The 21,586-nt window shown below is 66.0% G+C and carries 22 protein-coding genes; 14 read left to right on the top strand and 8 right to left on the bottom strand.

Features of this window, described 5'->3' with window-relative positions; translation table 11 throughout:
* A partial coding sequence (locus AAFP35_RS14095) for an HNH endonuclease (RefSeq protein ID WP_419222247.1) occupies positions 1–250 on the top strand: 250 nt, incomplete at its 5' end.
* Between the two features lie 266 nt (positions 251–516).
* On the opposite strand, the gene AAFP35_RS14090 is transcribed toward AAFP35_RS14095, so the two are convergent.
* The gene (locus AAFP35_RS14090; RefSeq protein ID WP_419222246.1) at positions 517–1,116 is read right to left on the bottom strand and encodes a TetR/AcrR family transcriptional regulator; all 600 of its coding nucleotides are present in this window, start codon (positions 1,114–1,116) and stop codon (positions 517–519) included.
* Between the two features lie 112 nt (positions 1,117–1,228).
* Between AAFP35_RS14090 and AAFP35_RS14085 the strand changes: the two genes are divergently transcribed.
* Both AAFP35_RS14085 and AAFP35_RS14080 read left to right on the top strand, forming a co-directional pair.
* Complete coding sequence (locus AAFP35_RS14085) at positions 1,229–1,786, top strand: nuclear transport factor 2 family protein (protein ID WP_419222261.1); 558 nt, start codon at positions 1,229–1,231, stop codon at positions 1,784–1,786.
* A gap of 25 nt (positions 1,787–1,811) precedes the next feature.
* Positions 1,812–2,732, top strand: coding sequence for a TIGR03564 family F420-dependent LLM class oxidoreductase (locus tag AAFP35_RS14080; RefSeq protein WP_419222245.1), 921 nt, complete (start codon positions 1,812–1,814; stop codon positions 2,730–2,732).
* A 70-nt stretch (positions 2,733–2,802) separates the two neighbouring features.
* Here AAFP35_RS14080 and AAFP35_RS14075 read toward each other — a convergent pair whose 3' ends face one another.
* Complete coding sequence (locus AAFP35_RS14075) at positions 2,803–3,840, bottom strand: 2Fe-2S iron-sulfur cluster-binding protein (protein ID WP_419222244.1); 1,038 nt, start codon at positions 3,838–3,840, stop codon at positions 2,803–2,805.
* Positions 3,841–3,984: 144 nt separating this feature from the next.
* Here AAFP35_RS14075 and AAFP35_RS14070 point away from each other — a divergent pair, with 144 nt between their 5' ends.
* From AAFP35_RS14070 to AAFP35_RS14055, 4 genes are read left to right on the top strand one after another with little or no spacing between them, the layout of a single operon-like run.
* The gene (locus tag AAFP35_RS14070; RefSeq protein ID WP_419222243.1) at positions 3,985–5,388 is read left to right on the top strand and encodes a class I adenylate-forming enzyme family protein; all 1,404 of its coding nucleotides are present in this window, start codon (positions 3,985–3,987) and stop codon (positions 5,386–5,388) included.
* A complete protein-coding gene (locus AAFP35_RS14065; protein ID WP_419222242.1) occupies positions 5,366–6,274 on the top strand; it encodes an acyl-CoA dehydrogenase family protein in 909 nt (302 codons plus the stop codon). The genes AAFP35_RS14070 and AAFP35_RS14065 overlap by 23 nt, the downstream gene beginning before the upstream one ends.
* Positions 6,261–7,346: an acyl-CoA dehydrogenase family protein gene (locus AAFP35_RS14060; RefSeq protein WP_419222241.1), complete on the top strand. Its 1,086-nt coding sequence runs from the start codon at positions 6,261–6,263 to the stop codon at positions 7,344–7,346. Before AAFP35_RS14065 ends, AAFP35_RS14060 begins: the two co-directional genes overlap by 14 nt.
* Position 7,347: 1 nt before the next feature.
* The gene (locus tag AAFP35_RS14055) at positions 7,348–8,115 is read left to right on the top strand and encodes an enoyl-CoA hydratase/isomerase family protein (protein WP_419222240.1); all 768 of its coding nucleotides are present in this window, start codon (positions 7,348–7,350) and stop codon (positions 8,113–8,115) included.
* Between the two features lie 69 nt (positions 8,116–8,184).
* Here AAFP35_RS14055 and AAFP35_RS14050 read toward each other — a convergent pair whose 3' ends face one another.
* Together AAFP35_RS14050 and AAFP35_RS14045 are read right to left on the bottom strand one after the other, a co-directional pair.
* Positions 8,185–8,937: an SDR family NAD(P)-dependent oxidoreductase gene (locus tag AAFP35_RS14050; protein ID WP_419222239.1), complete on the bottom strand. Its 753-nt coding sequence runs from the start codon at positions 8,935–8,937 to the stop codon at positions 8,185–8,187.
* The gene (locus AAFP35_RS14045; RefSeq protein ID WP_419222238.1) at positions 8,934–9,698 is read right to left on the bottom strand and encodes an SDR family NAD(P)-dependent oxidoreductase; all 765 of its coding nucleotides are present in this window, start codon (positions 9,696–9,698) and stop codon (positions 8,934–8,936) included. Before AAFP35_RS14045 ends, AAFP35_RS14050 begins: the two co-directional genes overlap by 4 nt.
* 53 nt (positions 9,699–9,751) lie before the next feature.
* On the opposite strand from AAFP35_RS14045, the gene AAFP35_RS14040 reads away from it, so the two are divergent.
* Genes AAFP35_RS14040 through meaB form a run of 3 tightly spaced genes read left to right on the top strand, consistent with a single transcriptional unit; the run spans position 9,752 to position 13,242 of the window.
* A complete protein-coding gene (locus tag AAFP35_RS14040) occupies positions 9,752–11,224 on the top strand; it encodes a class I adenylate-forming enzyme family protein (protein ID WP_419222237.1) in 1,473 nt (490 codons plus the stop codon).
* Positions 11,217–12,356 carry a thiolase family protein gene (locus tag AAFP35_RS14035; RefSeq protein ID WP_419222236.1) on the top strand — a complete coding sequence of 380 codons (1,140 nt, stop codon included), beginning with the start codon at positions 11,217–11,219 and terminating at the stop codon, positions 12,354–12,356. Before AAFP35_RS14040 ends, AAFP35_RS14035 begins: the two co-directional genes overlap by 8 nt.
* Positions 12,349–13,242 (top strand): methylmalonyl Co-A mutase-associated GTPase MeaB, encoded by an 894-nt coding sequence (meaB, locus tag AAFP35_RS14030; RefSeq protein WP_419222235.1) that lies wholly within the window; start codon positions 12,349–12,351, stop codon positions 13,240–13,242. The genes AAFP35_RS14035 and meaB overlap by 8 nt, the downstream gene beginning before the upstream one ends.
* Positions 13,243–14,131: 889 nt before the next feature.
* Here the strand turns inward: meaB and AAFP35_RS14025 are convergent.
* Complete coding sequence (locus AAFP35_RS14025; RefSeq protein ID WP_419222234.1) at positions 14,132–14,995, bottom strand: acyl-CoA thioesterase; 864 nt, start codon at positions 14,993–14,995, stop codon at positions 14,132–14,134.
* Positions 14,996–15,049: 54 nt separating this feature from the next.
* On the bottom strand, positions 15,050–15,706 hold the full coding sequence (locus AAFP35_RS14020) for a TetR/AcrR family transcriptional regulator (protein WP_419222233.1): 657 nt from the start codon (positions 15,704–15,706) through the stop codon (positions 15,050–15,052).
* 197 nt (positions 15,707–15,903) lie between these two features.
* Between AAFP35_RS14020 and AAFP35_RS14015 the strand changes: the two genes are divergently transcribed.
* The 4 genes from AAFP35_RS14015 (at position 15,904) to AAFP35_RS14000 (ending at position 19,592) form a co-directional block, all read left to right on the top strand.
* Positions 15,904–16,905: an acyl-CoA dehydrogenase family protein gene (locus AAFP35_RS14015; protein WP_419222232.1), complete on the top strand. Its 1,002-nt coding sequence runs from the start codon at positions 15,904–15,906 to the stop codon at positions 16,903–16,905.
* Positions 16,889–18,064 (top strand): acyl-CoA dehydrogenase family protein, encoded by a 1,176-nt coding sequence (locus AAFP35_RS14010; protein WP_419222231.1) that lies wholly within the window; start codon positions 16,889–16,891, stop codon positions 18,062–18,064. The genes AAFP35_RS14015 and AAFP35_RS14010 overlap by 17 nt, the downstream gene beginning before the upstream one ends.
* A 20-nt stretch (positions 18,065–18,084) precedes the next feature.
* Positions 18,085–18,873 carry an enoyl-CoA hydratase gene (locus tag AAFP35_RS14005; protein WP_419222230.1) on the top strand — a complete coding sequence of 263 codons (789 nt, stop codon included), beginning with the start codon at positions 18,085–18,087 and terminating at the stop codon, positions 18,871–18,873.
* Positions 18,874–19,070: 197 nt separating this feature from the next.
* The gene (locus AAFP35_RS14000; RefSeq protein ID WP_419222229.1) at positions 19,071–19,592 is read left to right on the top strand and encodes a hypothetical protein; all 522 of its coding nucleotides are present in this window, start codon (positions 19,071–19,073) and stop codon (positions 19,590–19,592) included.
* 103 nt (positions 19,593–19,695) lie between these two features.
* Here the strand turns inward: AAFP35_RS14000 and AAFP35_RS13995 are convergent, their stop codons facing one another.
* Together AAFP35_RS13995 and AAFP35_RS13990 are read right to left on the bottom strand one after the other, a co-directional pair.
* Positions 19,696–20,481: an acyl-CoA dehydrogenase family protein gene (locus tag AAFP35_RS13995; RefSeq protein ID WP_419222228.1), complete on the bottom strand. Its 786-nt coding sequence runs from the start codon at positions 20,479–20,481 to the stop codon at positions 19,696–19,698.
* Positions 20,474–21,571: an acyl-CoA dehydrogenase family protein gene (locus AAFP35_RS13990; RefSeq protein ID WP_419222227.1), complete on the bottom strand. Its 1,098-nt coding sequence runs from the start codon at positions 21,569–21,571 to the stop codon at positions 20,474–20,476. The genes AAFP35_RS13995 and AAFP35_RS13990 overlap by 8 nt, the downstream gene beginning before the upstream one ends.
* Between the last annotated feature and the right edge of the window lie 15 nt (positions 21,572–21,586).

The following is a 21,586-nucleotide window of genomic DNA, read 5'->3' as shown; positions in this document are numbered from 1 at the left end:
TGTGAAATGCGGAGCCGCCGCCGGATATACCCAGTGTCACCACATCATCTACTGGTCACACGGTGGTGCCACGGCCATCGACAACGGCTGCCTGCTGTGCACCGCCTGCCACGCCCAAATCCACGCATCAGACTGGGAAATCACCATGGGCGCCGACCGACACCCATGGCTGATCCCACCCGCCGACGTAGATCCCACACGCACACCGCTACCGGCCTACAACCGGCGCACCATGACTCTGGCCGCCTGACCTCACCCTGACACCGACAGCCGAGATCCGAAACCAGCTGAGCGCGAACGCTCGTCACCACACCTGATCGGCAACCCGGCGTATCCCGGGTTGTGCACGACCCTTGACAACTCCACAGTGTGAAATGGGAAACCCCTTTCGGGTGCCCGCCGAGCAGTGGGCCGGCGGGCACCCGACGGTGGCCTCTTTCGTGACGCTGCAAGCCGTCCCCCAACGGGCTCCAGTGCTCGCGGGTTCGATCCGCAGGGCAGGGCAGGGCAGGGCCTTCAGCGCTTGGTGCGATCGGCCTCGACAGAATCCACATAGGATTCGACCGCGGCGATCACCTCGTCGTGCGCGGTGGTCACGCCGACCCCCTTCTCCAGGTTCAGGAGTTTCGGAATCCCTGCCAACAACACGACCAGGGCACCCGGGGTGAGATGTTCGCCGGAGGCGTTGTTGTCGAATCGCGCTGCCAGAGCCTCCAACTCGATCTCCCGCATGCGTTCAGCCACCCGCGCGATCGCGGCGCCGACGGTTTCTCGGTGATTGCCGAGCGCCATGAACTCGGTCATCAATGCACCGGTGGCCTCCTCACGTCCGAACTCCCAGATGACTCGCAGTACGTCATCGGGGCGAGCGGCGAGTGCGTCCGACAGTCGGCGGATGTTCTCGTCAAAGCGCCGTTCGATCGCGGCGACGAAAATCGTGTCCAGGGTGGGGAAGTAGTACTGCACCAATCCTGGGGTGACCTCTGCACGTTTGGCGACCGCGCGGTAGGTGACGCCGGGGTATCCGTCCTCGAGCATCAACTGCTCCACGCAATCGAGGATCGTCGTGCGTGTGGCAGATGTCTGCGCTCCGACGCGCCGCTGAGTGGGTGCCAAGTCAGACCTCTTTCATCGATTCGCCCCATTGTGACACCGCCGAGATGCTGTACGACTGTATAGTGAGCGACGATGCGGTCACGCGTCGCGAACCAGGGAGGCTGTCGTGGACATGGAAGCGACCGTGCACCAGCTCGTGGATGACGTGCGTTACCTTCTGGACCGGACCGAGATCCTGGATTGCATTGCGCGCCATGCGCGCGGATGCGATCGACACGACGTCGACCTGATCTCGGCCGCGTATCACGACGACGGCATCGACGAGCACGGTGTCGTGATCAATACCGGTGAGGGATATGGGCGCTGGGCGAACGCCACGCACGCGGCGACATCGACTGTGCACACCCACAACGTCACGACGCACTCCTGTGAGATCGATGGTGACACCGCGCATGCCGACAGCTACGTCATCGTCGTCCTGATCGGTACCGACGGCACCGCAGCGCAGGTCATCAGCGGACGGTATATCGATCGCCTGGAACGACGAGACGGAGTGTGGCGCATATCGGTCCGCCGGGCGACGGTCGAGGCGATGTTTCTCGCCGACGCCCGGTCGCTGACCTCGCCCATGTTCACCGATCAGGGGTACCAGGTGGGCACGCGCGATAGGACAGACCTCTCCTATCAGCGGCCACTGACCGCCGACTCGCCGGCGCCAGCGCGCTGGTGACCATCGACATCACGAGAGTGTAGGCATGCGAATAGGTTTGACGGGCGGCGCATCATCGACCGACAAGATCGTGGACCAGGCGAAACGTGCAGAGGACGAGGGCTTCTCGGCATTGTGGTACGCGAGTACCGTTGCAGGGGATCCGCTCGCGGCACTCGCGGTGGCGGGACGGGCGACCTCGACGATCGAGCTCGGAACCGCTGTACTGCAGACCTATCCGTGCCATCCGCTGTTGCAGGCGAACCGGGCGGCAGCAGTCGCCGAGGCGATGGGGCGTCCCGGCTTCACGCTCGGTCTCGGCCCGTCGCACGGACCGCTGATCGAGGAGGTTTACGGCCTCTCGTATGCGCGGCCCGGTCGTAACACCGAGGAGTATCTCCAGATCGTCACGGCGTTGCTGCGCGGCGAGGACGTCAGTGTGCGAGGTGACGAATGGTCCACGGAGAGCGTCGGGCGTATGACACGCATTGCTCACCCGGTACCCGTCCTGCTGTCGGCGATGTCGCCTCGCCTGCTGCGGATCGCCGGTCAGTTCGCCGACGGCACGGTGTTGTGGATGGCGTCGGCCAGGGTGATCGAGTCGCGGATCGCGCCTGCGATCACCGCGGCGGCCGCCGCAGGCGGGCGGGATGCGCCGAGGATCGTTGCAGGTTTGCCGGTGGCCGTGCACGACGATGTGGACGAGGCGCGTAGCGCGGTGGCCGCCACGTCGAGTGCTTACGCCGGGATGCCCAATTATCAGCGGATCATCAGTGCCGGCGGCAACGACGACGCGGCCGGTGTCGCGATCGTCGGTGACGAGGAATCGGTCCGCGGGCAGTTGCAATCGCTGGTGGCCGCCGGTGCCACGGAGATCTGGGCGGCGGTCGTGCCGGTCGGTGTCGACAAACGTGCATCGCTGAGACGCAGCAGGGATCTCCTGCGGCATCTCGCGACATCTCCCTGACCGGCGATCACGCGGGCGCGCCACCCGGACGCCAGGTCGTGTGGCTGCGCGGCGTGTGGCGCTCGCTCGGTCAGGCGTCGTAGTCGACCACGGTGACCTCGGTGTCCGGAACGCCTTGGCACGTCAGGACGTAACCGTCGGCGATCTCGTCGTCTTCCAGCGCATCGTTGACACGCATGGTGGCGGAGCCCTCGTCGAGGTGGGCGATGCACGTGGCGCAGTTGCCGGCCTCGCACGAGAACGGGGGCGTCAGACCCGCTCTGCGGCCCGCCTCGAGGAGGGTCTCCCCGGGCTGGCGATCGACGGTGACTTTCTGGCGTCGGAGCTTGATCGTGATCGTTCCGGAGACGGTCTGCGGGTCAGGGGTTGCGGACTGCTCCGTGGCGTCGTCGGCCTCGTCCTCGTCGGTGGGAATGGTCGGCACGGCCCCGAACCGCTCGATGTGGATCGATCCGGTTGCCGGCAGGACCTTTTCGACCAGATCCATGAACGGTTCCGGGCCACAGACGTAGAAGTCGGCCTCGACATCGTCGCCGATGAAATCGCGGACCGCTGCTTCGGTGAGGAAACCGTTGTGCTCATCGAGGCTGCGTACCACCGACACGCGCCCGGGGTAGCGGCTCTCGAGCTCGGCGATCCCGGCATCGAAGATGACCGATTCCTGGTCCCGGTCGGCGCAGAGCAGGCGGACACTGCGGTTCGTGGTGGCGAGCGCGGTCTTGGCGATCGAGTAGATCGGGGTGATCCCGCTGCCGCCGCTGAAACCGAGGATCGGGGACGTGTCATCGGTCAGGCAGAACAGGCCTGCCGGACGTGACATGTCGACGACGTCACCCTCGCCGAGGTTGTCGAGCAGCCAATTCGACACACGGCCACGCGGCACTCGCTTGACCGTGGTCGCCAGCTCGGTGTCGGTCTCGGGTGAGCTGGACATGGAGTACGAGCGGTAGAGCTCCTCGCCGTCGACCGTGACCCGGAACGTGCAGAACTGGCCCGCACGGTAGGTCACCGGCCCGGTCTCCGGGGCGAGCACGAAGGTGTGGGCATCGTCGGTCTCCTTGACCACCCGGGTCACCGTCGCCCGCTGGAACAGTGGAGGTCTCGCCACGGTCGATCCTCTCGGTATTGTGATTCTGTCTACGTGAGAACTATATTCTCTCATCGAGGTACGATCTTCTCAAGATGATCGGTCGAAGAGATTCGTCGAGGCGCCCAGACGGCGTGCGCCGACCGAGCCGATAGGGGTGACCACGTGGCCGAACCGGTGGTGTTGACCTTCGGCGACGAGTCGTATTCAGTCATCGATCTCGAGCGTAAGGCCGATGGGCTCGCGCAGGAACTCAGTTCCCGAGGAGTGGTTCGCCGAACCCGGGTCGCTCTCATGTCGTCCAATCGGCCCGAGTTCGTCGTCGCGGTCTTGGCACTCTGGCGACTCGGCGCGGCGGTGGTGCTGATCAGTCCTGCGTGGAAGCGCGTCGAGGTGCAGCACGCGATCGAGGTGTCCGCGGCCACGCATGCGGTCGGCGACAGTCCGGTGCTTGCCGATCTGATGTCGATGCGCGATCTCGACGATCCGATCCCTGCTGCTGCGGGTTCGTTCCCGGGGCCGTGGCCCGAGGACGATGCGGTCCTCGTGTTCAGTTCGGGCACAACCGGTATGCCCAAGGCGGTGCGGCACACCCACGCGTCGTTCACGGCTGCGGTCCGCCACTGGCGGGATGCGCTGGGTCTGACCGTCGACGACCGGATTCAGGTGCTGACGCCGCCGTCGCACATCCTCGGACTGCTCAACATCGTCACCGCCCTCGAAGCGGGCGCCTGGATGCGTCTGCACCGCCGTTTCGATCTCGACGTCATGCTCCGGACCATCGAATCCGACCGCATCACCGTGGAGATGGCCGTGGCCCCCATCGCTCTGGCCATCGCCGCGCACCCGACGTTGGAGCATTACGACCTCTCGTCGCTGCGCTACATCATGTGGGGGGCCACGCCCGTCACGGTCGGGGTGGCGGCCGAGGTGACCCGGCGTACCGGCGTCACCTGGCTCCCGGCCTACGGTGCCAGCGAGGTACCGGTGATCGCGTGTAATCCCCTCGACGATCCCCGCCTCGACACCGTTGGACGCGCGGTCGGCGACGTGGAGGTGCGGGTCACGTCCCTGGATTCGGGGGTGGTGGTGGGGAGCGGTGAGACCGGCGAGATCCAGGTTCGATCACCGTCGTTGATGGCGGGTTACCTGCCCGACAACGAGAATGCCGGTGCCTTCGTCGACGGGTGGTACCGCACCGGAGACGTGGGTGTGGTGGACGCCGACGGATGGATCCGTCTGGTCGATCGCTCCAAGGAGATGATCAAGGTCCGCGGTTTCCAGGTGGCCCCCGCCGAGATCGAGGCGGTGCTACACGGTCATCCGGCTGTCGCCGATTGCGCGGTGTTCGGCGTCGACGACGGGTTCGGGGGCGAACGGATCGTGGCTGCGGTCCACGCAGTACGGCCGGTTGCCGACGGCGAACTGATCGACCTCGTGGGCGACACGCTCGCCGGTTACAAGCGACCGAGCGCGATCACGTTCGTCGATGACATCCCCCGGCTTCCGTCGGGGAAGGTCCTGCGAAGAGTGTTGAAGGAGAGCTATGGATGTACGGCTGACAAGTGAGCAGGCGCAGTTACGTGATGCCGCGGCCAAACTCGCAGACGATCTCGGCCCGGGATCGGTTGCCGACCTCGATGATGGCGGCAGGCGGGAGCGCCTGAACGCGGCCATCGACCGGACCGGCTGGCGTAGCCTTCGTTCCGACGGTGCGTCGGGCGTGGAGGTGGCGATCGTCGCCGAGGAGTTCGGCAGGGGATTGGTCGACGCGGCCTTCCTGGGGCCGGTGCTCGCCGACGACCTGTTGCGGCACAACGGTTCCGAGGAGCAGGCGGCGACGATTGCCATCGACGGACTGGTCCCCGACGCCGGCGACCTCGACCGTGTGGTCGCGCTCGACGGGGTGACCGTGCGATGCGGCCATGCCGGATCGAGAGTGCCGTCGGAAGACCTCACCAGGGTCGCGAAGGGCGTCGCAGCGATGGAGGACGCACCACTCGCGACGGTGTCCGAGGACGATGCTCGACGCTGGCGTGCTCTGGCCCTGGTCGCGACCGCGGCCGACATCCTCGGTGCCGCCCGCGGTGCGCACGTGTTGGCGTGTGACTACGCCAAGATTCGCGAACAGTACGGCAAGACGATCGGTTCCTACCAGGCGGTCGGGCACCTGCTCGCGGAAAGCCTTGCGCTGCTGGAGGGGTCGACGAGCATCCTGCGGCACGCCGCATGGGCCGTCGACGAGCTGAGCCCTGAGGAGGCGGTGGGGGCGGCGCAGATGGCCAAGCTCTACTGTGCACGCTCGGCCCGCACGGTGTGCGAGAACGCGATCCAGGTGCACGGCGGCATCGGCAACACCTGGGAATGTCTCGCACACGTCCACCTGCGGCGAGTTCTGTTGTCGACAGAGAACTTTCCGGTGAGCCTGAAGGAGATCGACCTTGGACTATCGTGATTCCGCCGACGAGGCCGCATTCCGGGAACGGTTGCGGGAGTGGCTCGACGAGCACGCCGCAGACTTCCCGACCTCGGGCGACGAATACTGGGCTCGTCAGGGCGAGTGGCACCAAGCGCTGTACCAGGCAGGATTCTTCGGCCTGTCGTGGCCGCGGCGATTCGGAGGGCAGGACCTGCCGCCCGTCTACGACGTCATCCTCGACGAGGAGCTGGCGCGCGCTGCCGCACCCCCGCGGCCGAGCCTGGGATACCTGCTGCACGGGCTCGGCCGACACGCGAGTCCCGAACTGCAGGAACGCTTTCTACCGGGAATGATCAACGGAACCGAACGATGGTGTCAGGGCTTCTCGGAGCCTGGCGCGGGCTCGGATCTCGCGTCGTTGCGGACCACGGCAACCCGCGAGGGCGACGAGTACGTGATCAATGGCCACAAGGTCTGGACGAGTTACTCCGACGTCGCCGACTGGTGCCTGCTGCTCGCGCGCACCGATCCCGACGCGCCCCGGCATCGGGGAATCTCCGCGTTCATCATCTCGATGCACCAGGACGGAATCGAGCAGCGACCGCTGAAAATGATGAGCGGGGTCACCACCGAGTTCGGGCAGGTGCTCTTCGACGGAGCACGGGTGCCCGCGGATCAGATGATCGGTGCGCCCGGCGAAGGCTGGGGTCTGGCGATGACCGTGGTCGGCCACGAGCGAGAGCCGTCCACGCTGGGATATGTTGCGCGATACGGGAAACTCGTCCGCCAGCTCGCTGCGCGCGAGGACGGTTACTCCGAGGACATCGCCTGGGCCGCGGTGCAGACCGAGATGCTGCGACTCCATGTCCGGCGTCGTCTGTCCGAACAGCTCGACGGGGTGTCGCACACCTCGGAAGGGTCTCTCGACAAGCTGCTGATGACCTGGGTCGATCAATCCGTCGGACACGCCGCGCTGTCGGTCGGCGGAACCCGGGACCCGGAATTGCTCGGCGCATACCTGTACAGCAGGGCACAGAGCGTCATGGGCGGGACCTCACAGATCCAGAAGAACATCATCGCATCGAGACTGCTCGGATTGGGAGTGTGACATGTACGGGATGCCAGACGAGATCGACGTCACCGCCGAAGGCGCGCTGCGGATCATCACGCTGAATCGGCCGGACGCGCTCAACGCGGTCAACGACGACCTGCATGCGGGTTTGGCCACGCTGTGGACGCGGCTGAGCGAGGACCCGGACGTCCGTGGAGCGGTCATCACCGGACGCGGCAGGGCATTCTCCGCCGGGGGCGATTTCGCCTACCTCAAGGAGCTCAGTGAAGATGCGCCGCTGCGTGCCAAGACGATTCGACACGGTCGCGAGATCGTGTTGGGGATGGCGCGATGCCGGGTTCCGGTGATCGCCGCCGTCAACGGACCGGCTGTCGGTCTGGGCTGCAGCCTCGTCGCGCTCAGCGACGTGGTCTACATGGCTCCCGAGGCCTACCTCGCCGATCCGCATGTGCAGGTCGGCCTGGTCGCGGCCGACGGGGGTCCGTTGACGTGGCCCCTGCAGATAAGTCTGTTGCAGGCCAAGGAGTTCGCGTTGACCGGCACCAGGATCACCGCCGAGCGGGCGGTCGCGCTCGGGTTGGCCAACCACATCGCCGACGACCCCGTCTCGGAAGCGATTGCGTGCGTGAAGAAGATCATGGAACTCCCGCAGCAGGCCGTCGAGTCGACCAAGCGGATGTTGAACATCCACCTGGAACGTTCGGTGCTCGCGAGCCTCGACTACGCGAATGCGGCCGAAGATCTGTCGTTCCAGACCGATGACTTCCGGGCCACAGTCACGCGGGCCACCGCGGCGAAGAGCTGACTCGGCTTGGCCCGGTCAGGGCGTGTCGTCTGGCCGCACCCTCTCACGGCCGGACGACACTCCTGGGCGTCAAGGGTGCTGTGCGAGCAGCTGTTCGGATCGCTGTACGGTACCGCTGATCCCGTCGGCGCGTTGCGTGGCGAGTTGTACGGCGGCCAAACCCATGGTTCCCGGCGGCTCGACCATCTCCGGCGGGATCTGCGTGCCGCCACCTGCGGCCTGCCATCCCTCGGTGAGTACCACGCGTGACGGACTCAGGCAGTTCACGGCGATGTTGTCGTCCGAGAGGTCCTGTGCCAGGCCGAGATACAGACGTTCGACCGCTGCCTTGGAGACCCAGTAGGCGTTCGAGCCGCGATCGATCATCCCGACCCCGCTGGTGGTCACGGCCACCAATGATCCGCCGCCGCGCGCACGCAGGTGCGGAATGGCCGCCCGCGTGACCAGGAAGGTGCCCGTCAGGTTGACGTCGAGGCACAGCTGCCACCGTTTCGTCGGCGTCGTCTCCACCGGCCCCAGCCACAGGACCCCGGCGTTGCACACCACGATGTCGACGCCACCCATCTCGCCGACGACGGTGTCCATCGCCGCGGCGACCGAATCCTCGTCGGTGATGTCGCAGACCACCGGGAGGGCAGTTCCGCCGGTTGCGTTGATCTGTTCGGCGACATCGTGAATCGTGCCCGGCACGCGTCCGGGTGTCTCGGTGCGTGCCGCCACGGCCACCGCGGCACCGGCTTCTGCCAGTGCCGCGGCGATGGCCGCCCCGATGCCGCGGCTCGCGCCGGCCACCAGTGCGACCTGTCCGTCGAGTGTGGTCACTTCGGTGGGAAGCGCAGTGCGCCGTCGAGGCGGATGATCTCGCCGTTGAGGTAGTCGTTCTCGCAGATGTGCTGCACCAGCGCGGCGTACTCGGGAGACTGACCCATCCGACGCGGCCACGGCACCTGCTTACCCCAGTACTCCTCCAACTGATCAGCGTGCTTGCCGTAGGCGGGGGTGTTGAAGGTGCCCGGCGCGATCGTCACGACCCGGATGCCCAAGGGCGAGAGATCACGGGCCGCGACGAGCGTCATCCCGACCACGCCGCCCTTGGCGGCCGAGTAGGGGAGCTGGCCGATCTGTCCCTCGTACGCGGCGATCGACGCCGTGTTGACGATGACGCCACGTCCCGAGTCGGTGGCCTCCTGACGTGCGATGGCGGCCGCCGACAGACGCATCACGTTGAAGACGCCGGTGAGATAGACGTCGATGGTGGTCCGGAAACCTTCCAGATCCAGCGGGCTCCCGTCCTTCCCGACCAGGCGGCCGCCGGAGGCAGGCCCGCCGTGGGTGTCGACGGAGATCCGCAGGGGTGCGGTCGACTCGGCTTCTGCGATCGCGGCGTTGACATCGTCGGTCGACGTCGCGTCGGTACGGACGTAGCGCACCCCGGTGAGCTCGGCCTCGAGTTCCTTGCCCTTCTCGTCGGCAAGATCTGCCACCACCACGGTGGCGCCCGCCGCGTGTAGTCGGCGCACCGTCGCCTCTCCGAGGCCTCCGGCGCCGCCGACGACCAGTGCTGAACTCCCGGTGATATCCATTCGCGTTCCCCTTCTTGCGACTAAGACTCTCTCTCTGAGAGAATAATGTTCTCATGAACATCACCATGATCCTCGAAATGACGTCAGAAGTCGATGACAGATTGGTCATCACTTCGGCCGGGCGCTCTGTGACCGCCGTGGAACTGTCGGTGTTGGCCCGTCGTGCCGCCCGCCGCTTCGACGGGTGTTCGGCGGTGCTCTACGAAGGTGTCAACCACCTCGCCTATCCGGTGGCGCTCTTCGGGGCCGCATATGCCGGGATCCCGTTCGTGCCGCTCAACTATCGGCTCAGCGATACAGCGTTGTCGGCGCTGGAGGACAAGCATCCCGGGGCGGCTATCCTGCGCTCCGATGACCTCGACAGCTGGATCGCGGAGCTCGACGACCTGCCCGATCCGGCACCCGGCGACCTGACCGCCGATCTCACCGACCCGGACGCGGTCGCGGTCGTGATCTATACCAGCGGGACGACATCGGAACCGAAGGCCGCGGTGCTCCGGCAACGTCACCTGCTGGCCTATGTGTTCAACACACTCGAGTTCAATTCGGCGCCTGTGCATCACGCCGCCCTCGTCGCGGTACCGCCGTACCACATCGCCGGACTCACCAACCTGATGTCGAATCTCTACACGGGACGTCGAATCGTCTACGCCACAGGGTTCGATGCTGCTCGTTGGATCCGAACGGTCCGCGCGGAGTCGGTCACCCACGCCATGCTGGTGCCGACCATGCTCGCCAGGGTCGTCGACGCATTGTCCACGGACGGAGGCGGACTGCCGTCTCTGACGAATCTCGCGTACGGCGGCGCACGTACCCCGCGCGCAGTGATCGAGTCGGCGCTCGAGGTGCTGCCGGACACCGACTTCGTCAACGCCTACGGACTCACCGAGACCGCATCCTCGATCGCGGTCCTCGGGCCCGAGGACCACCGGGTGGCGATCGGCTCCGACGAACCGGCGGTGAGGGGCCGCCTGGGTTCGGTGGGTCGGCCGCTGCCCGGTATCGAGGTGGCCATCCGTGACGAGCACGGAGGGTCGGTGCCCACGGGAGTCGAGGGGTTGGTGTTCGTTCGCGGCGACCAGATCTCCGGCGAGTACGGGTCTCGCAGCGTGCTCGACGACGAGGGATGGTTCCCGACACGCGACCTCGGACGGTTGGATGCCGACGGCTACCTCTACATCGAAGGCCGCGCCGACGACACCATCATCCGGGGTGGCGAGAACATCGCCCCCGCCGAGGTGGAGGACGTGCTCCTCGAGTATCCCGGTGTGACCGAGGCAGCCGTGGTCGGCGTACCCGATCCCGAATGGGGCCAACGCTTGGTCGCCGTCGTGGTCGGCGCGGGTGATGCCGAGGAGATCAGGGCGTGGGTGCGCAGCAGGTTGCGGTCGGCGAAGACCCCCGACTCGATCGTCTTCACGCCCGAACTGCCGCGGACGGAAACCGGGAAACTGCTGCGCCGCAACCTGATCAGTGACATCACCGAGTCCGAGACGAATCCCGAACTGGAGAAGAACAATGCCTGAAGCCGTCATCGTATCCGCACGCCGTACACCGATCGGCACCGCATTCAAGGGCACGCTGCGCGACACCGACGCCTTCGATCTCGCCGAACATGCGGTGGGGGCCGTCGTCGAAGACCTCGGATCGGCTCCGATCGACGACGTGATCCTCGGTGAGGGTCTGTACGGCGGCGGTGTGATCGCCCGCCACGCTGCGATCACGGCCGGACTGGTGGACGTTCCGGGTCTCGCGGTCAATCGCCATTGCGCGGCCGGGTTGTCGGCGGTCCAGACCGCCGCGGGCAGCATCCGGGCAGGCATGGACACGCTGGTGCTCGCCGGGGGCGTCAACTCGGCGTCGACCTCCCCGAAGTCCAAGTTCCGCGTAGGCGAGGAGTGGATCGAACCCTGGATGTCACCGACCCACCCCAACCAGCCCGACGCACCCAACAAGGACATGTCGATCACGGTCGGATGGAATTCCGCTGTGGCGGCGGGGGTGTCACGCACCGAGATGGACGAGTGGGCGCTGCGGTCGCATCGTAATGCCATCGCCGCGATCGACGCGGGCCGCTTCGATGACGAGATCGTGCCGATCAAGACCGTGCACGGGCTCTTCTCCGTCGACGAACATCCGCGGCGGGAGACCAGTATGGAGAAACTGGCCTCACTCAAGCCGCTGCATCCGGAGATCGAGGGCTTCTCGATCACCGCCGGAAATGCCAGCGGAGCCAACGACGCTGCCGCGGTGCTCGCGATCGCCAGCGACGAACTCGGACTGCCCGCCCTGGCCACCGTGCGCTCGTGGGCGTCGGTCGGTGTCGAGCCCGCGCAGACCGGGCTGTCGCCGGTCGCGGCCATCCCGAAGGCATTGTCGCGGGCAGGGCTTTCGTTGTCGGATGTGGACCTGTTCGAGATCAACGAAGCCTTCGCGGCCAACTGCGTGGCCTGCGTGAAGCTGCTCGACATCGACCCCGACATCGTGAACGTGAGCGGGAGCGGTTGCTCCCTGGGACATCCCGTCGCGGCCAGCGGCGCGCGCATGCTGACCACACTCGTCTACGAATTGAGAAGGCGTGGAGGGGGAATCGGAGTCGCGTCGATGTGTGCCGGCGGCGGAATCGGATCGGCGACGGTCGTCGAGGTCCATGCCTGAGGACCGTTCCCGACGAGAACGGGTCGACGAGCTCCTCGCGGCGGCACGCGGCGGTTCGGCCCGCGCTGCCGGGAGGCTGCTCACCCAGGTGGAGGGCACCGGCCGTGACCTCGTCCTCGAAGCGATCGGACCGGCGACGGACACCATCGCCGTCGTCGGCGTGACGGGGCCACCAGGGGCTGGGAAGTCGACGACGGTGACAGCGCTGGTCGCCGCATACCGCGGCCTCGGGAAGCGGGTGGCCGTCCTCGCGGTGGACCCGACCTCGCCGTACAGCGGCGGTGCGCTGTTGGGTGACCGGATTCGGATGACACAACACATCGATGATCCCGACGTGCTCATCCGGTCGATGGCAACACGTGGTCATCTCGGCGGTCTGACGTCGGCCGTGCCGGCGGCGATTCGTCTGCTCGAGGCGTTGTCCTACGACATCGTGTTCGTCGAGACCGTCGGGGTAGGGCAGTCGGAGGTCGAGGTGTCCGCGGTCGCCGACCCGACGGTGGTGGTCCTCAATCCCGGTGCCGGGGACGCGGTTCAAGCGGCCAAGGCCGGGCTGCTCGAGGTCGCCGACCTCCTGGTGGTGAACAAGGCGGACCGAGACGGCGCGGCACAGACGGTCCGCGATCTGCGGATGGAATCGTCGGTGCCGGTGCTGACGACGGTGGCAGCCCGCGGCGAGGGCATCGACGAACTCGTGGCAGCGATCGACGGCCACAGCGGTGACGACGACCCGACGCGCCGCGCGGCACGGCTGCGTGGCCAGATCCTGTCGCTGGCAATGACCCGACTGCGGGCGCACCCCGGTCTCAACGGTCTCATCGACGAGGTCGCCGACGGTGGGCTCGACGTCTATACCGCCGCCGACAAGCTCATCGCCCCTTTCTGACCGCCGACAGCAACCACTTTCCCGCCGGCAGCAACCGCTCTTGCGCTGACAGCAACCACTTTCGCGCTGACAGCAACCTCCGTGCCGCCGACAGCAACCACTTTCGCGCTGAGAGCAGCCTCCGTGCCGCCGACAGCAACCTCCGTGCCGCCGACAGCAACCACTTTCGCGCTGAGAGCAGCCTCCGTGCCGCCGACAGCAACCTCCGTCCTGCCGACAGCAACGGCTCTCGCGCTGACGGCAACTTCCGTCGCGGTGTCAGTAGCGTCTCTCGCCCCGGCAATTGCGGCGACAACGGCGACAGGTGTCCTCAGGAATCAACCCGAGGGCAACGCACTCTATTGGCGGATCGACAACTGGCTCGGCTCGCGGAGCCGCGTTGCGCCGGGTCCTTGGGTTGCTGTCGGTGAAAATCCGGTTGCTGTCGCGACATTGCGTCGATGACGCCGAAACAGTGCCGGGAGCAACTGGAATCCCCTTGACATCAACCTGTTTCGGTTGGGGATCGACGCGGATCATCGCGTGAACGACGGAAGCGGGTTAGTGGCAAGCGTGATCACGTCAATCGTGCTCGGTCGTGTCCGCGGTAACCGAGATCGCGACGACGGCAACCCGCCACTGCGGGCGACGACGAGGTGCCGAGTGAGCTGCCCTCGTTTGTGAGGCGCTGAGTTGCTCTCAGCGCGAGGAAGGTTGCTCTCGGCATGAATGCTGTTGCTCTCGGCGCGAGGAAGGTTGCTCTCGGCATGAATGCTGTTGCTGTCGGCGGGATGGGGGTTGCTGTCGGCGAAAATCTGGTTGCTGTCGCGGGAGGTCGGGAGGTCGGGAGGTCGGGAGGTCGGGAGGTTGGGAGCGCGGGAGGTCGGGAGGGCGGGAGGGCAGGGCCCTGTCAGGAGGGCATGCGAACCACGGCTTCCTGGGCGAAAGAGGCGACCAGCGAACCCTTTTCGGTGATGATGTCGCCGCGGCCGAAGCAACGCCCGCCGGCGATGATCGGGCTGTCCTGCCGGATCAGCAGCCAGTCGTCGGTGCGGATCTCCCGATGGAACCAGAGCGTGTGGGATGTGACCGCGGAATGGAATGCGGTGCCGTTGCCGCCCTGGCTGTATCCGTCCAGCGGGCGGAGAGCGGTACCGATCACCGTCAGGTCCGTGGCATAGGCCGCGACGCAAGGGTGAGTACGGGTGTCGTCGGTCGAGGGCGTGCGCATCCACATCTCGTGGTGCGGTGGCGCCGACGACGGGTCGTCGAGATCGTCGAGCGAACGGATCTCCCAGGGCAACAGACCCACGGTGATCTCGCGATCGGCTCCCGGTAACGCCGGAACCGGGTCGATGGTCTGCACGTCGGGCCCCTCGTCGGGTACGTGCATCGCGACCGTGGCCACCCCGATCAGCCGGTCGGTCTGTGTCGCGTTGATCTGCAGGGTGTCGAAGGAACGCCCTCGGTGTCGGTGATCGACCTCGTAGACGACGTCCTCGTCGACGAGACCTTCGCGGAGAAAATTGGCGTGAATCGACCGGATGGTTTTCTCCGGAGAGGCGATCTGCGCGGCGGAGACGAACTGTGCGAGCAACTGACCGCCGAACAGGCGGCGATAGGGCAGCGACAGATTGGCGCCGCGGTAGCGACGTACGTCGGTTGCGGTTGCGACGGCGGTGCCTGCCCGTCCGTCGGACCGATCGCCCACCGCGATCGGTGCGTCATCGCGCAGTTCAAGAACGGAGATCAACTCGTGCCAGTCAGCAGCCATGACGGCAGTGTAATCGCTGATTTCGCAAATGAGAACAACGTTCTCGGTGAGGTGTCAGGTGTGCCTGGCAAATCCCTGTGCGCAGAACTCCCAGACCTCGTCCGCGGTGATCGGATGGTTGTCGGGATCGTCGGTGGCGACGCTCGACTGGGCGATGAACATGACCGTCTGCATGACCATGGCGGCCACTCGGCGAGGGTTGAGTCCCGTGCGGAGTTGATCTGCCTTCGAGGCCTCTTCGAGGAACTCGGCCAACAGCGCGATCAACGGGGCGTGTGCGACTCGAACCTCGGTGGGGTGGGTGATCAGCAACTGTGGTGCGAAGTCACTGAACAACGGCCGCTTGGCATTTGGGTCCGGTCGAGACAGCTCGAACAGCAAGGTGACCGCCACTCGGATGCGTTCGAGGGGGTCGGTCTCCTCGGCTGCGGCGGCGCGGATCTGGTCGGCCGACTTGCTCAGGGCGTCCTCGAAGAGGGCGAGGAGTAGTTCGTGTTTGCCGTCGAACTGGAGATAGAAGCTGCGTAGTGATTGCTTGGACCGCTCCACGACCTCCTGGACGGTGAACTCGGTGGTGCCCTTCTCCGTGATGATCGCCTGGGCGGCATCGAGGAAGCGTTGGACCCGTTGCTCCGCACGCAGTTTCGCGGTCTTGATCGACCGTTCCACTGCGCGTTGCTTCCATGCGGGCTCTTCGTTCGCGCTCGTCATGGCGCCGACTCTCCGCCGAATTGCACATGCATGGGCAGAGTTTAGCTGAGTGAACCGCTGATCGTCGCGAGGGACGTCCCATTGGGTGGAAGTGTTCCATTCTCCTGTGGAGAACGTTATTCTCGTAATGTGTATACGTTAGTCTCGCGACAGCTGTGGGTCGTCGGGAGCGCAGAAATCCGAGAGAGGAGTGCGGTGTGCTCGTAGAGTTCGATTCGGACCAGCGGCTATGGGGAAAGACCGTGCGGGAGCTGTTGGCCAAGGAGTGCTCACCCGCGTGGATTCGGCAGGTAGCCGACACCGGCGTGGATCCGTCGCCGCTCTGGTCGACGTATGTCGAGCAGGGCTTGACCGAACTCGTCGAGCACACCGAGGCGGTGGAACTCGCCATCGCGTTGGAGGCGATGGGTGCGGCCACGGACCCGACCCCGTTCTTGGCGACGGCGACGCAGTTCGCGCCGCTGGCGGGCGGCCTCGGCCGGTCCGGTGTCCCGGGCGCGGCGGTCACGAGCGGGGTCACCTCGAATCTCGACGACGACGGGTGGCTGTTGTCCGGCACCTGCCGGATGGTGCTCGACGGTGACCGCGCCGAGCAGTTCGCGGTGGCCACCGCGGCCGGCGTCTTCGTGGTGCCTGCCGACGACGTCATCACGACCCGGATGCCCGCATTCGATCCGCTGCTGCACGTGGCAGACGTGACGTTTCCCGCGGTGCGTGTTGGCGACTCGTGTCGCAACCCGGCACCGGAGCGCGATCGCGCGCATGCCACGGCGCTCATGGGTATGGCCATCACGATGGTCGGTGCGTGCCAACGGATTCTCGACTTGGCCCTGGAGCATGTGCAGAATCGCCGGCAGTTCGGTGTGGCGATCGGGAGCTTCCAGGCGGTCAAACACAAGGCCGCCGACATGCATGTCGCGATCGAACGTGCGCGCGTGCTCGCCTACTACAGCGCACTCACGATCGCCGACGGCAGTCCCGATATGCGCCTGGCCGCGCTGATGGCCAAGGCCTCCGCCGGCGAGTGTCAATCGCTGGTGTTCCGCAACGGATATCAGCTGTTCGGCGCGATGGGTTACACGTGGGAGAACGATCTGCAGTTCCCGCTCAAGCGCGCCAAGGCAGGAGAACTGATGCTCGGGGGTTCCGACGAACACCGGGCAGCGATCACCGAGGAGTACCGTGCAACTCAACTTTGATGCCGACGTCGAGGAGTTCCGGGCCGAATTCATCGCGTTTCTCGACGAGCACCTGCCGTCGGAGGCAGAGGCGATGGAACGGTCGAAATCCAGTTCGGACATTCCGGGTTGGGCGCGCGAGTGGCAGCGGCTGCAGTTCGACCACGGCTGGTTGCAGCCGGGCAATCCTCCGGAGTTCGGCGGCCGCAACGCGGGCATCCTCCAGCAGTACGTTCATCTCGACGAATTGTCCCGACGTCGGATCTATCACAGCTACAACCCACAGGGGCTCGGGATCATCGCGGCGTCGCTGCTGACCTTCGGAACCCCTGAGCAGAAGCAGAAATGGGCGGTGCGAATCCTGCGAGCGGAGATCACCGCGTCGTTGGGGATGAGCGAACCCGGTGCGGGATCGGACCTGGCGTCGTTGACCACCAAGGCCCGCCTCGAGGGCGACGAGTTCGTGGTCAACGGGCAGAAGGTCTGGACCTCGGGTGCCCATGACGCCGACGTACTGCTCACCTTCGTGCGCACCGATCCTGACGCGCCGAAACACAAGGGCATCAGTGCAATCGTCATCCCCACCGATCTGCCGGGCGTCACGCGCCGACCATTCGGCGCGATCTCGTCTCCGACCGATCTGGACTTCAACGAGGTCTTCTTCGAGGACGTCCGGGTGCCTGCGGAGAACCTGATCGGCGAGCTCAACGGTGGATGGCTGGTCGCCAACGGGTCCTTGGGACACGAGCGAACCCTGTTGTGGCTCAGCTTCGCCGAACGACTCGAGGCACTCATGCGCGACAGCACGCCGGAGACCGTCCTCGACCGCGATCGGTACGCCACGTTGGTGATGGACGCTCACGCGCTGCGTCTGCTCGGTTCACAGGCGCTCGGCCGTGCCGCGCGTGGCGAACAGGATGTCCCGGGGTTGTCGGTGCTCAAACTGATGGGTTCGGAGGCCGTGCAGGTCGCCACCGAGAATGCCTTGGCGGCAGCGGGTCCCGACGGGCTCGTTCATCCAGCTCTGACGAACTCGTACAAGCACACGGATCTCGAGATGTTGTACACGAGTTGGTTCGAACGCTACGCACGTAGCTTCGGGTACACCATCGCCGGAGGTACCTCTGAGATCCAGCGCAATGTGATCGCCGAACGTGTGCTCGGCCTACCCCGGCGCTGAGTGACGACGAAGGACAGCTGATGAACATCGTGTACGACGTGAAGGACAAGATCGCCACGATCACGTTGAATCGTCCGGAGGTGGCGAACGCGCAGAACGCTGCATTACTCGATGAACTCGACGCGGCGTGGACCGCTGCCGCGGACGATCCGGATGTGAGTGTCATTGTCCTGCGCGCGGAGGGAAAGCATTTCTCGGCGGGGCATGACCTCACCGGTGGCGGTCCTCGGCCGGACAAGATCACCCTGGAGATGGTCTATGAGGGGGAGGCCCGTCGCTATCTCGAATACAGTCTGCGGTGGCGCAACATCCCCAAGCCGAGCATCGCCGCGGTGCAGGGCCGCTGTATCGCGGGCGGGTTGCTGCTGTGCTGGCCGTGCGATCTGATCATCGCGTCGCAGGACGCCAAGTTCTCCGACCCGGTCGTCATGATGGGTATCGGCGGCGTCGAGTATCACGGTCACACATGGGAACTCGGTCCGCGTAAGGCCAAGGAGATCCTCTTCACCGGGCGTGCGGTCACCGCTGAGGAGGCTGAACAGACCGGGATGGTGAATCTCGTGGTTCCGCGCGACGAACTCGACGCGCGCACGGCCGAGATGGCAGCCCGGATCGCGACCATGCCACCGTTCGCCCTGCGCCAGGCGAAGCGGGCGGTCAATCAGACCCTCGACGTCCAGGGGTTCTATGCCGCGATCCAGTCGGTGTTCGAGATCCACCAGACGGGCCACGGAAATGCCTTGAGCGTCAGTGGTTTTCCCATCCTCGCTCATCTCGATGAGATGAAGGGCAAGATCGGTGACCGTTAGGGCGCTCCGACGCTCGAGTGGCAACGATCTTGGGCATCGCAAATATCGCGAATCGGCAGGAAATGCCTGGCAGATGTCATATTCTCCGTCGTGAGAATGTAATTACCGCATTCGGCGGGGGTCTCACTGCCCGCGATCCATCAGTGAGTCAACAGGACACCCGTGAGGGCGGGTGTCCACGAGAAAGGACACCACCCATGCGCAGAACATTCACCGCGCGCGCTCTCGGCATCTGCGCCGGGGCGGTCATGATCGTCGGCATCGCGGCGGGCTGTAGCGATGATTCGAGCGATTCCGACTCGGCGGCAACGAGTTCGGCGGCGATGACGAGTGCCACCGCCAGTGCTGAGGCCGCGGCGGCCGACCCGGCGACCACCAAGGAGATCACCGACGCCTACGTCGTCTTCTTCAACGGACAGACGCCGCCGGCCGAGCGTGCCGCGCTGATCGAGAAAGGGCAGGAGTTCACGCCGGTCCTGCAGGGCCTCACCCAGAATCCGCAGTCCATGCAGACCACGGTGGCGGTCAAGAACGTGAAGGTGACCGACCCCGAGCACGCCGACGTCACCTACGACCTGCTGATGAAGGGGAACCCGGTGATGCCCGACCAGACCGGTCAGGCGGTCAAGGTGAACGACACCTGGGTGGTCTCCGCGGACACGTTCTGCGCGTTGATGGCGGTACAGGGCGACGGGGGACAGATCCCCGCCTGCGCCTGATACACAGACCGACGCAACGGTTTCGGGCCGACCTCGATGAGGTCGGCCCGAACTGTTTGAGTCACACGACGTCGGTGTGCGGTGGAGCCGACACAACGAAGGATCAGAGATCGACGAGACGCGGCACGTCGCCGGTGGTGCGCAGACGGCCACCGAGATCGCGGGTGAGTTCTCGACTGGTGCCCGCCATCGAATCGAGCATGATGACGCGGCGGGCATGCCGGTGGAACGAATGCTCCGCGGTGAACCCGATGCCGCCCAGGACCTGCTGGACGTGGCGGGAGGTGATGAGCGCCGCCCGACCCGCTGCCGCTTTGGCGAGTTGCGCGCCGAGGTCCCCGTCGGCGACGGCGAGCGTGGCCTCGGCCCCCTCGATGGCGACCAGGGTCTCGGCAAGTCGATGACGCACGGCCTGGAACGCGGCGATCGGCCGACCGAACTGGGTTCGCTGCAACGCGTGCTCGCAGGCGAGGGTGAGCATGGCCCGGCTGGCACCGATCAGCCACCAGCCGAGGGCGATCCGGGTCTCGGCCAGGGGGATGTCGGCGCCGCCGCGCACCTCGCACAGAGGGAGCTCGGGGTCCAGGGAATCGTGTGGTTCGACATCGTCCCGAGACCATTGCACCCACCGCCCCCCGACGAACGGCAGTGGCACAACGGTTCCCAGATCATCCCCCGACGACGACAGCGCGACGTCGTTGATAACCGAACTGTGCGAACCGGTCTCACCGAGGAGTCGGAACACCAGCGGTATCGCGACGTCGGCGTGGTCGCCGAGCATCTCCGACCAGCCGAGTTCGGCCAATGCCTTGTCCAGCGTCGGTCCCGATTCGGTGGACATCACCTTGCGCAGGGTGTCGGCGAGGAGTTCACGCTCGGTGCTATCCACTGTCTCCCTTTCCCAGATCGAGCAGTCGGCGCGCAATGATGTTGCGCTGGATCTCGGCTGTGCCGCCGTAGATCGTCGCAGCACGCGAATACAGGTACTCCGATCGCAAGACCGGATCGGTCCACTCAATCGCGCCGGGCCGAAGGTCGCGGCAGGTGTCGAACAGTTGCTGCTCCGCGGTCGCCAGCAGGACCTTGTCGACGGAGGTCTCCGGCCCCAGGCGCAGCCCCGAACCGAGTCGCTGTTGAGTGCCGTATGAGCGGCAACGGATCGTGTGCGCCGCCAGATATGCCGCGCCCAGATCGAGGTCGTCGGCCGGATCAGACTGTCGGACAAGTCCGTCCAACACGGAGAACAGGTAGGCGATGCGATGCCAGAAGCAGGTCGAACGCTCGTGGGGGAGGAGGTCCATGGCCAGCTGCCAGCCGTCGCCCGGCCGCCCCAGCATCCGGTCGGCGCCGACGACGACGTCGTCGAACCAGACCTCGGCGAACTCGTCGACACCGTGCATAGTCCGCAGCGGCCGAACCGTGATACCCGGTGTGTCCATGTCGAGGAAGAACGCGGTGATGCCCTCGTGTCCGGGTGCCGTGCGGGTCAACAGTACGCAGCGGTCGGCGAACTGCGCGAGGCTCGTCCACACCTTCTGCCCGTTGATGACCCAGGTGTCGCCGTCGGGTTCGGCCCGCGTGCTCAACGATGCCAGATCGCTGCCGGAGCCGGGTTCGGAGAAACCCTGACACCACTGCTCGTCGCCGTTGAGCATGCGGGGCACCATCTCGGCTGCGAGTTCGGGTGTGGCGTAGGAGATCACGGTTGGGACCAGCACCTCGATCATCGAGTAGATACCGGGTTCGGCGAGGCCTCGGGTGGCGATCTCCTCGCCGAGGACGGCACGGAGTACGGCAGGCCCGCCGAGACCGCCCACTTCGGTTGGCCACCCGTAACGCATCCAACCTGCGTCGTAGAGGGCCCGTCGCACCCGCGACAGCTGGGCCACCTGGACGTCGAAGGAGTGGTCGTCCGGGGGTGTGAGGTCGTTGTCGTCGAGCCACGCCCGCAACGACGTTCGGAATTCGTCGGTGTTCATGTCGTGGTGCCCGCA

The organism is Gordonia sp. CPCC 206044 (genome assembly GCF_048537895.1).
GTDB lineage: Bacteria > Actinomycetota > Actinomycetes > Mycobacteriales > Mycobacteriaceae > Gordonia.
The sequence above is the reverse complement of the archived record's forward strand: the minus strand, read 5'-3'. Positions and strand labels throughout refer to the sequence as shown.

What these genes read in the sequence shown, in the direction of transcription:
- AAFP35_RS14045 (WP_419222238.1), bottom strand. Translation starts at nt 9,698, where the DNA reads ATGGATATCACCGGGAGTTCAGCACTGGTCGTCGGCGGCGCCGGAGGC.
- AAFP35_RS14085 (WP_419222261.1), top strand. Translation starts at nt 1,229, where the DNA reads ATGGAAGCGACCGTGCACCAGCTCGTGGATGACGTGCGTTACCTTCTG.
- AAFP35_RS13990 (WP_419222227.1), bottom strand. Translation starts at nt 21,571, where the DNA reads ATGAACACCGACGAATTCCGAACGTCGTTGCGGGCGTGGCTCGACGAC.
- AAFP35_RS14020 (WP_419222233.1), bottom strand. Translation starts at nt 15,706, where the DNA reads ATGACGAGCGCGAACGAAGAGCCCGCATGGAAGCAACGCGCAGTGGAA.
- AAFP35_RS14035 (WP_419222236.1), top strand. Translation starts at nt 11,217, where the DNA reads ATGCCTGAAGCCGTCATCGTATCCGCACGCCGTACACCGATCGGCACC.
- AAFP35_RS14025 (WP_419222234.1), bottom strand. Translation starts at nt 14,995, where the DNA reads ATGGCTGCTGACTGGCACGAGTTGATCTCCGTTCTTGAACTGCGCGAT.
- meaB (WP_419222235.1), top strand. Translation starts at nt 12,349, where the DNA reads ATGCCTGAGGACCGTTCCCGACGAGAACGGGTCGACGAGCTCCTCGCG.
- AAFP35_RS14005 (WP_419222230.1), top strand. Translation starts at nt 18,085, where the DNA reads ATGAACATCGTGTACGACGTGAAGGACAAGATCGCCACGATCACGTTG.
- AAFP35_RS14000 (WP_419222229.1), top strand. Translation starts at nt 19,071, where the DNA reads ATGCGCAGAACATTCACCGCGCGCGCTCTCGGCATCTGCGCCGGGGCG.
- AAFP35_RS14080 (WP_419222245.1), top strand. Translation starts at nt 1,812, where the DNA reads ATGCGAATAGGTTTGACGGGCGGCGCATCATCGACCGACAAGATCGTG.
- AAFP35_RS14065 (WP_419222242.1), top strand. Translation starts at nt 5,366, where the DNA reads ATGGATGTACGGCTGACAAGTGAGCAGGCGCAGTTACGTGATGCCGCG.
- AAFP35_RS14040 (WP_419222237.1), top strand. Translation starts at nt 9,752, where the DNA reads ATGAACATCACCATGATCCTCGAAATGACGTCAGAAGTCGATGACAGA.
- AAFP35_RS14055 (WP_419222240.1), top strand. Translation starts at nt 7,348, where the DNA reads ATGTACGGGATGCCAGACGAGATCGACGTCACCGCCGAAGGCGCGCTG.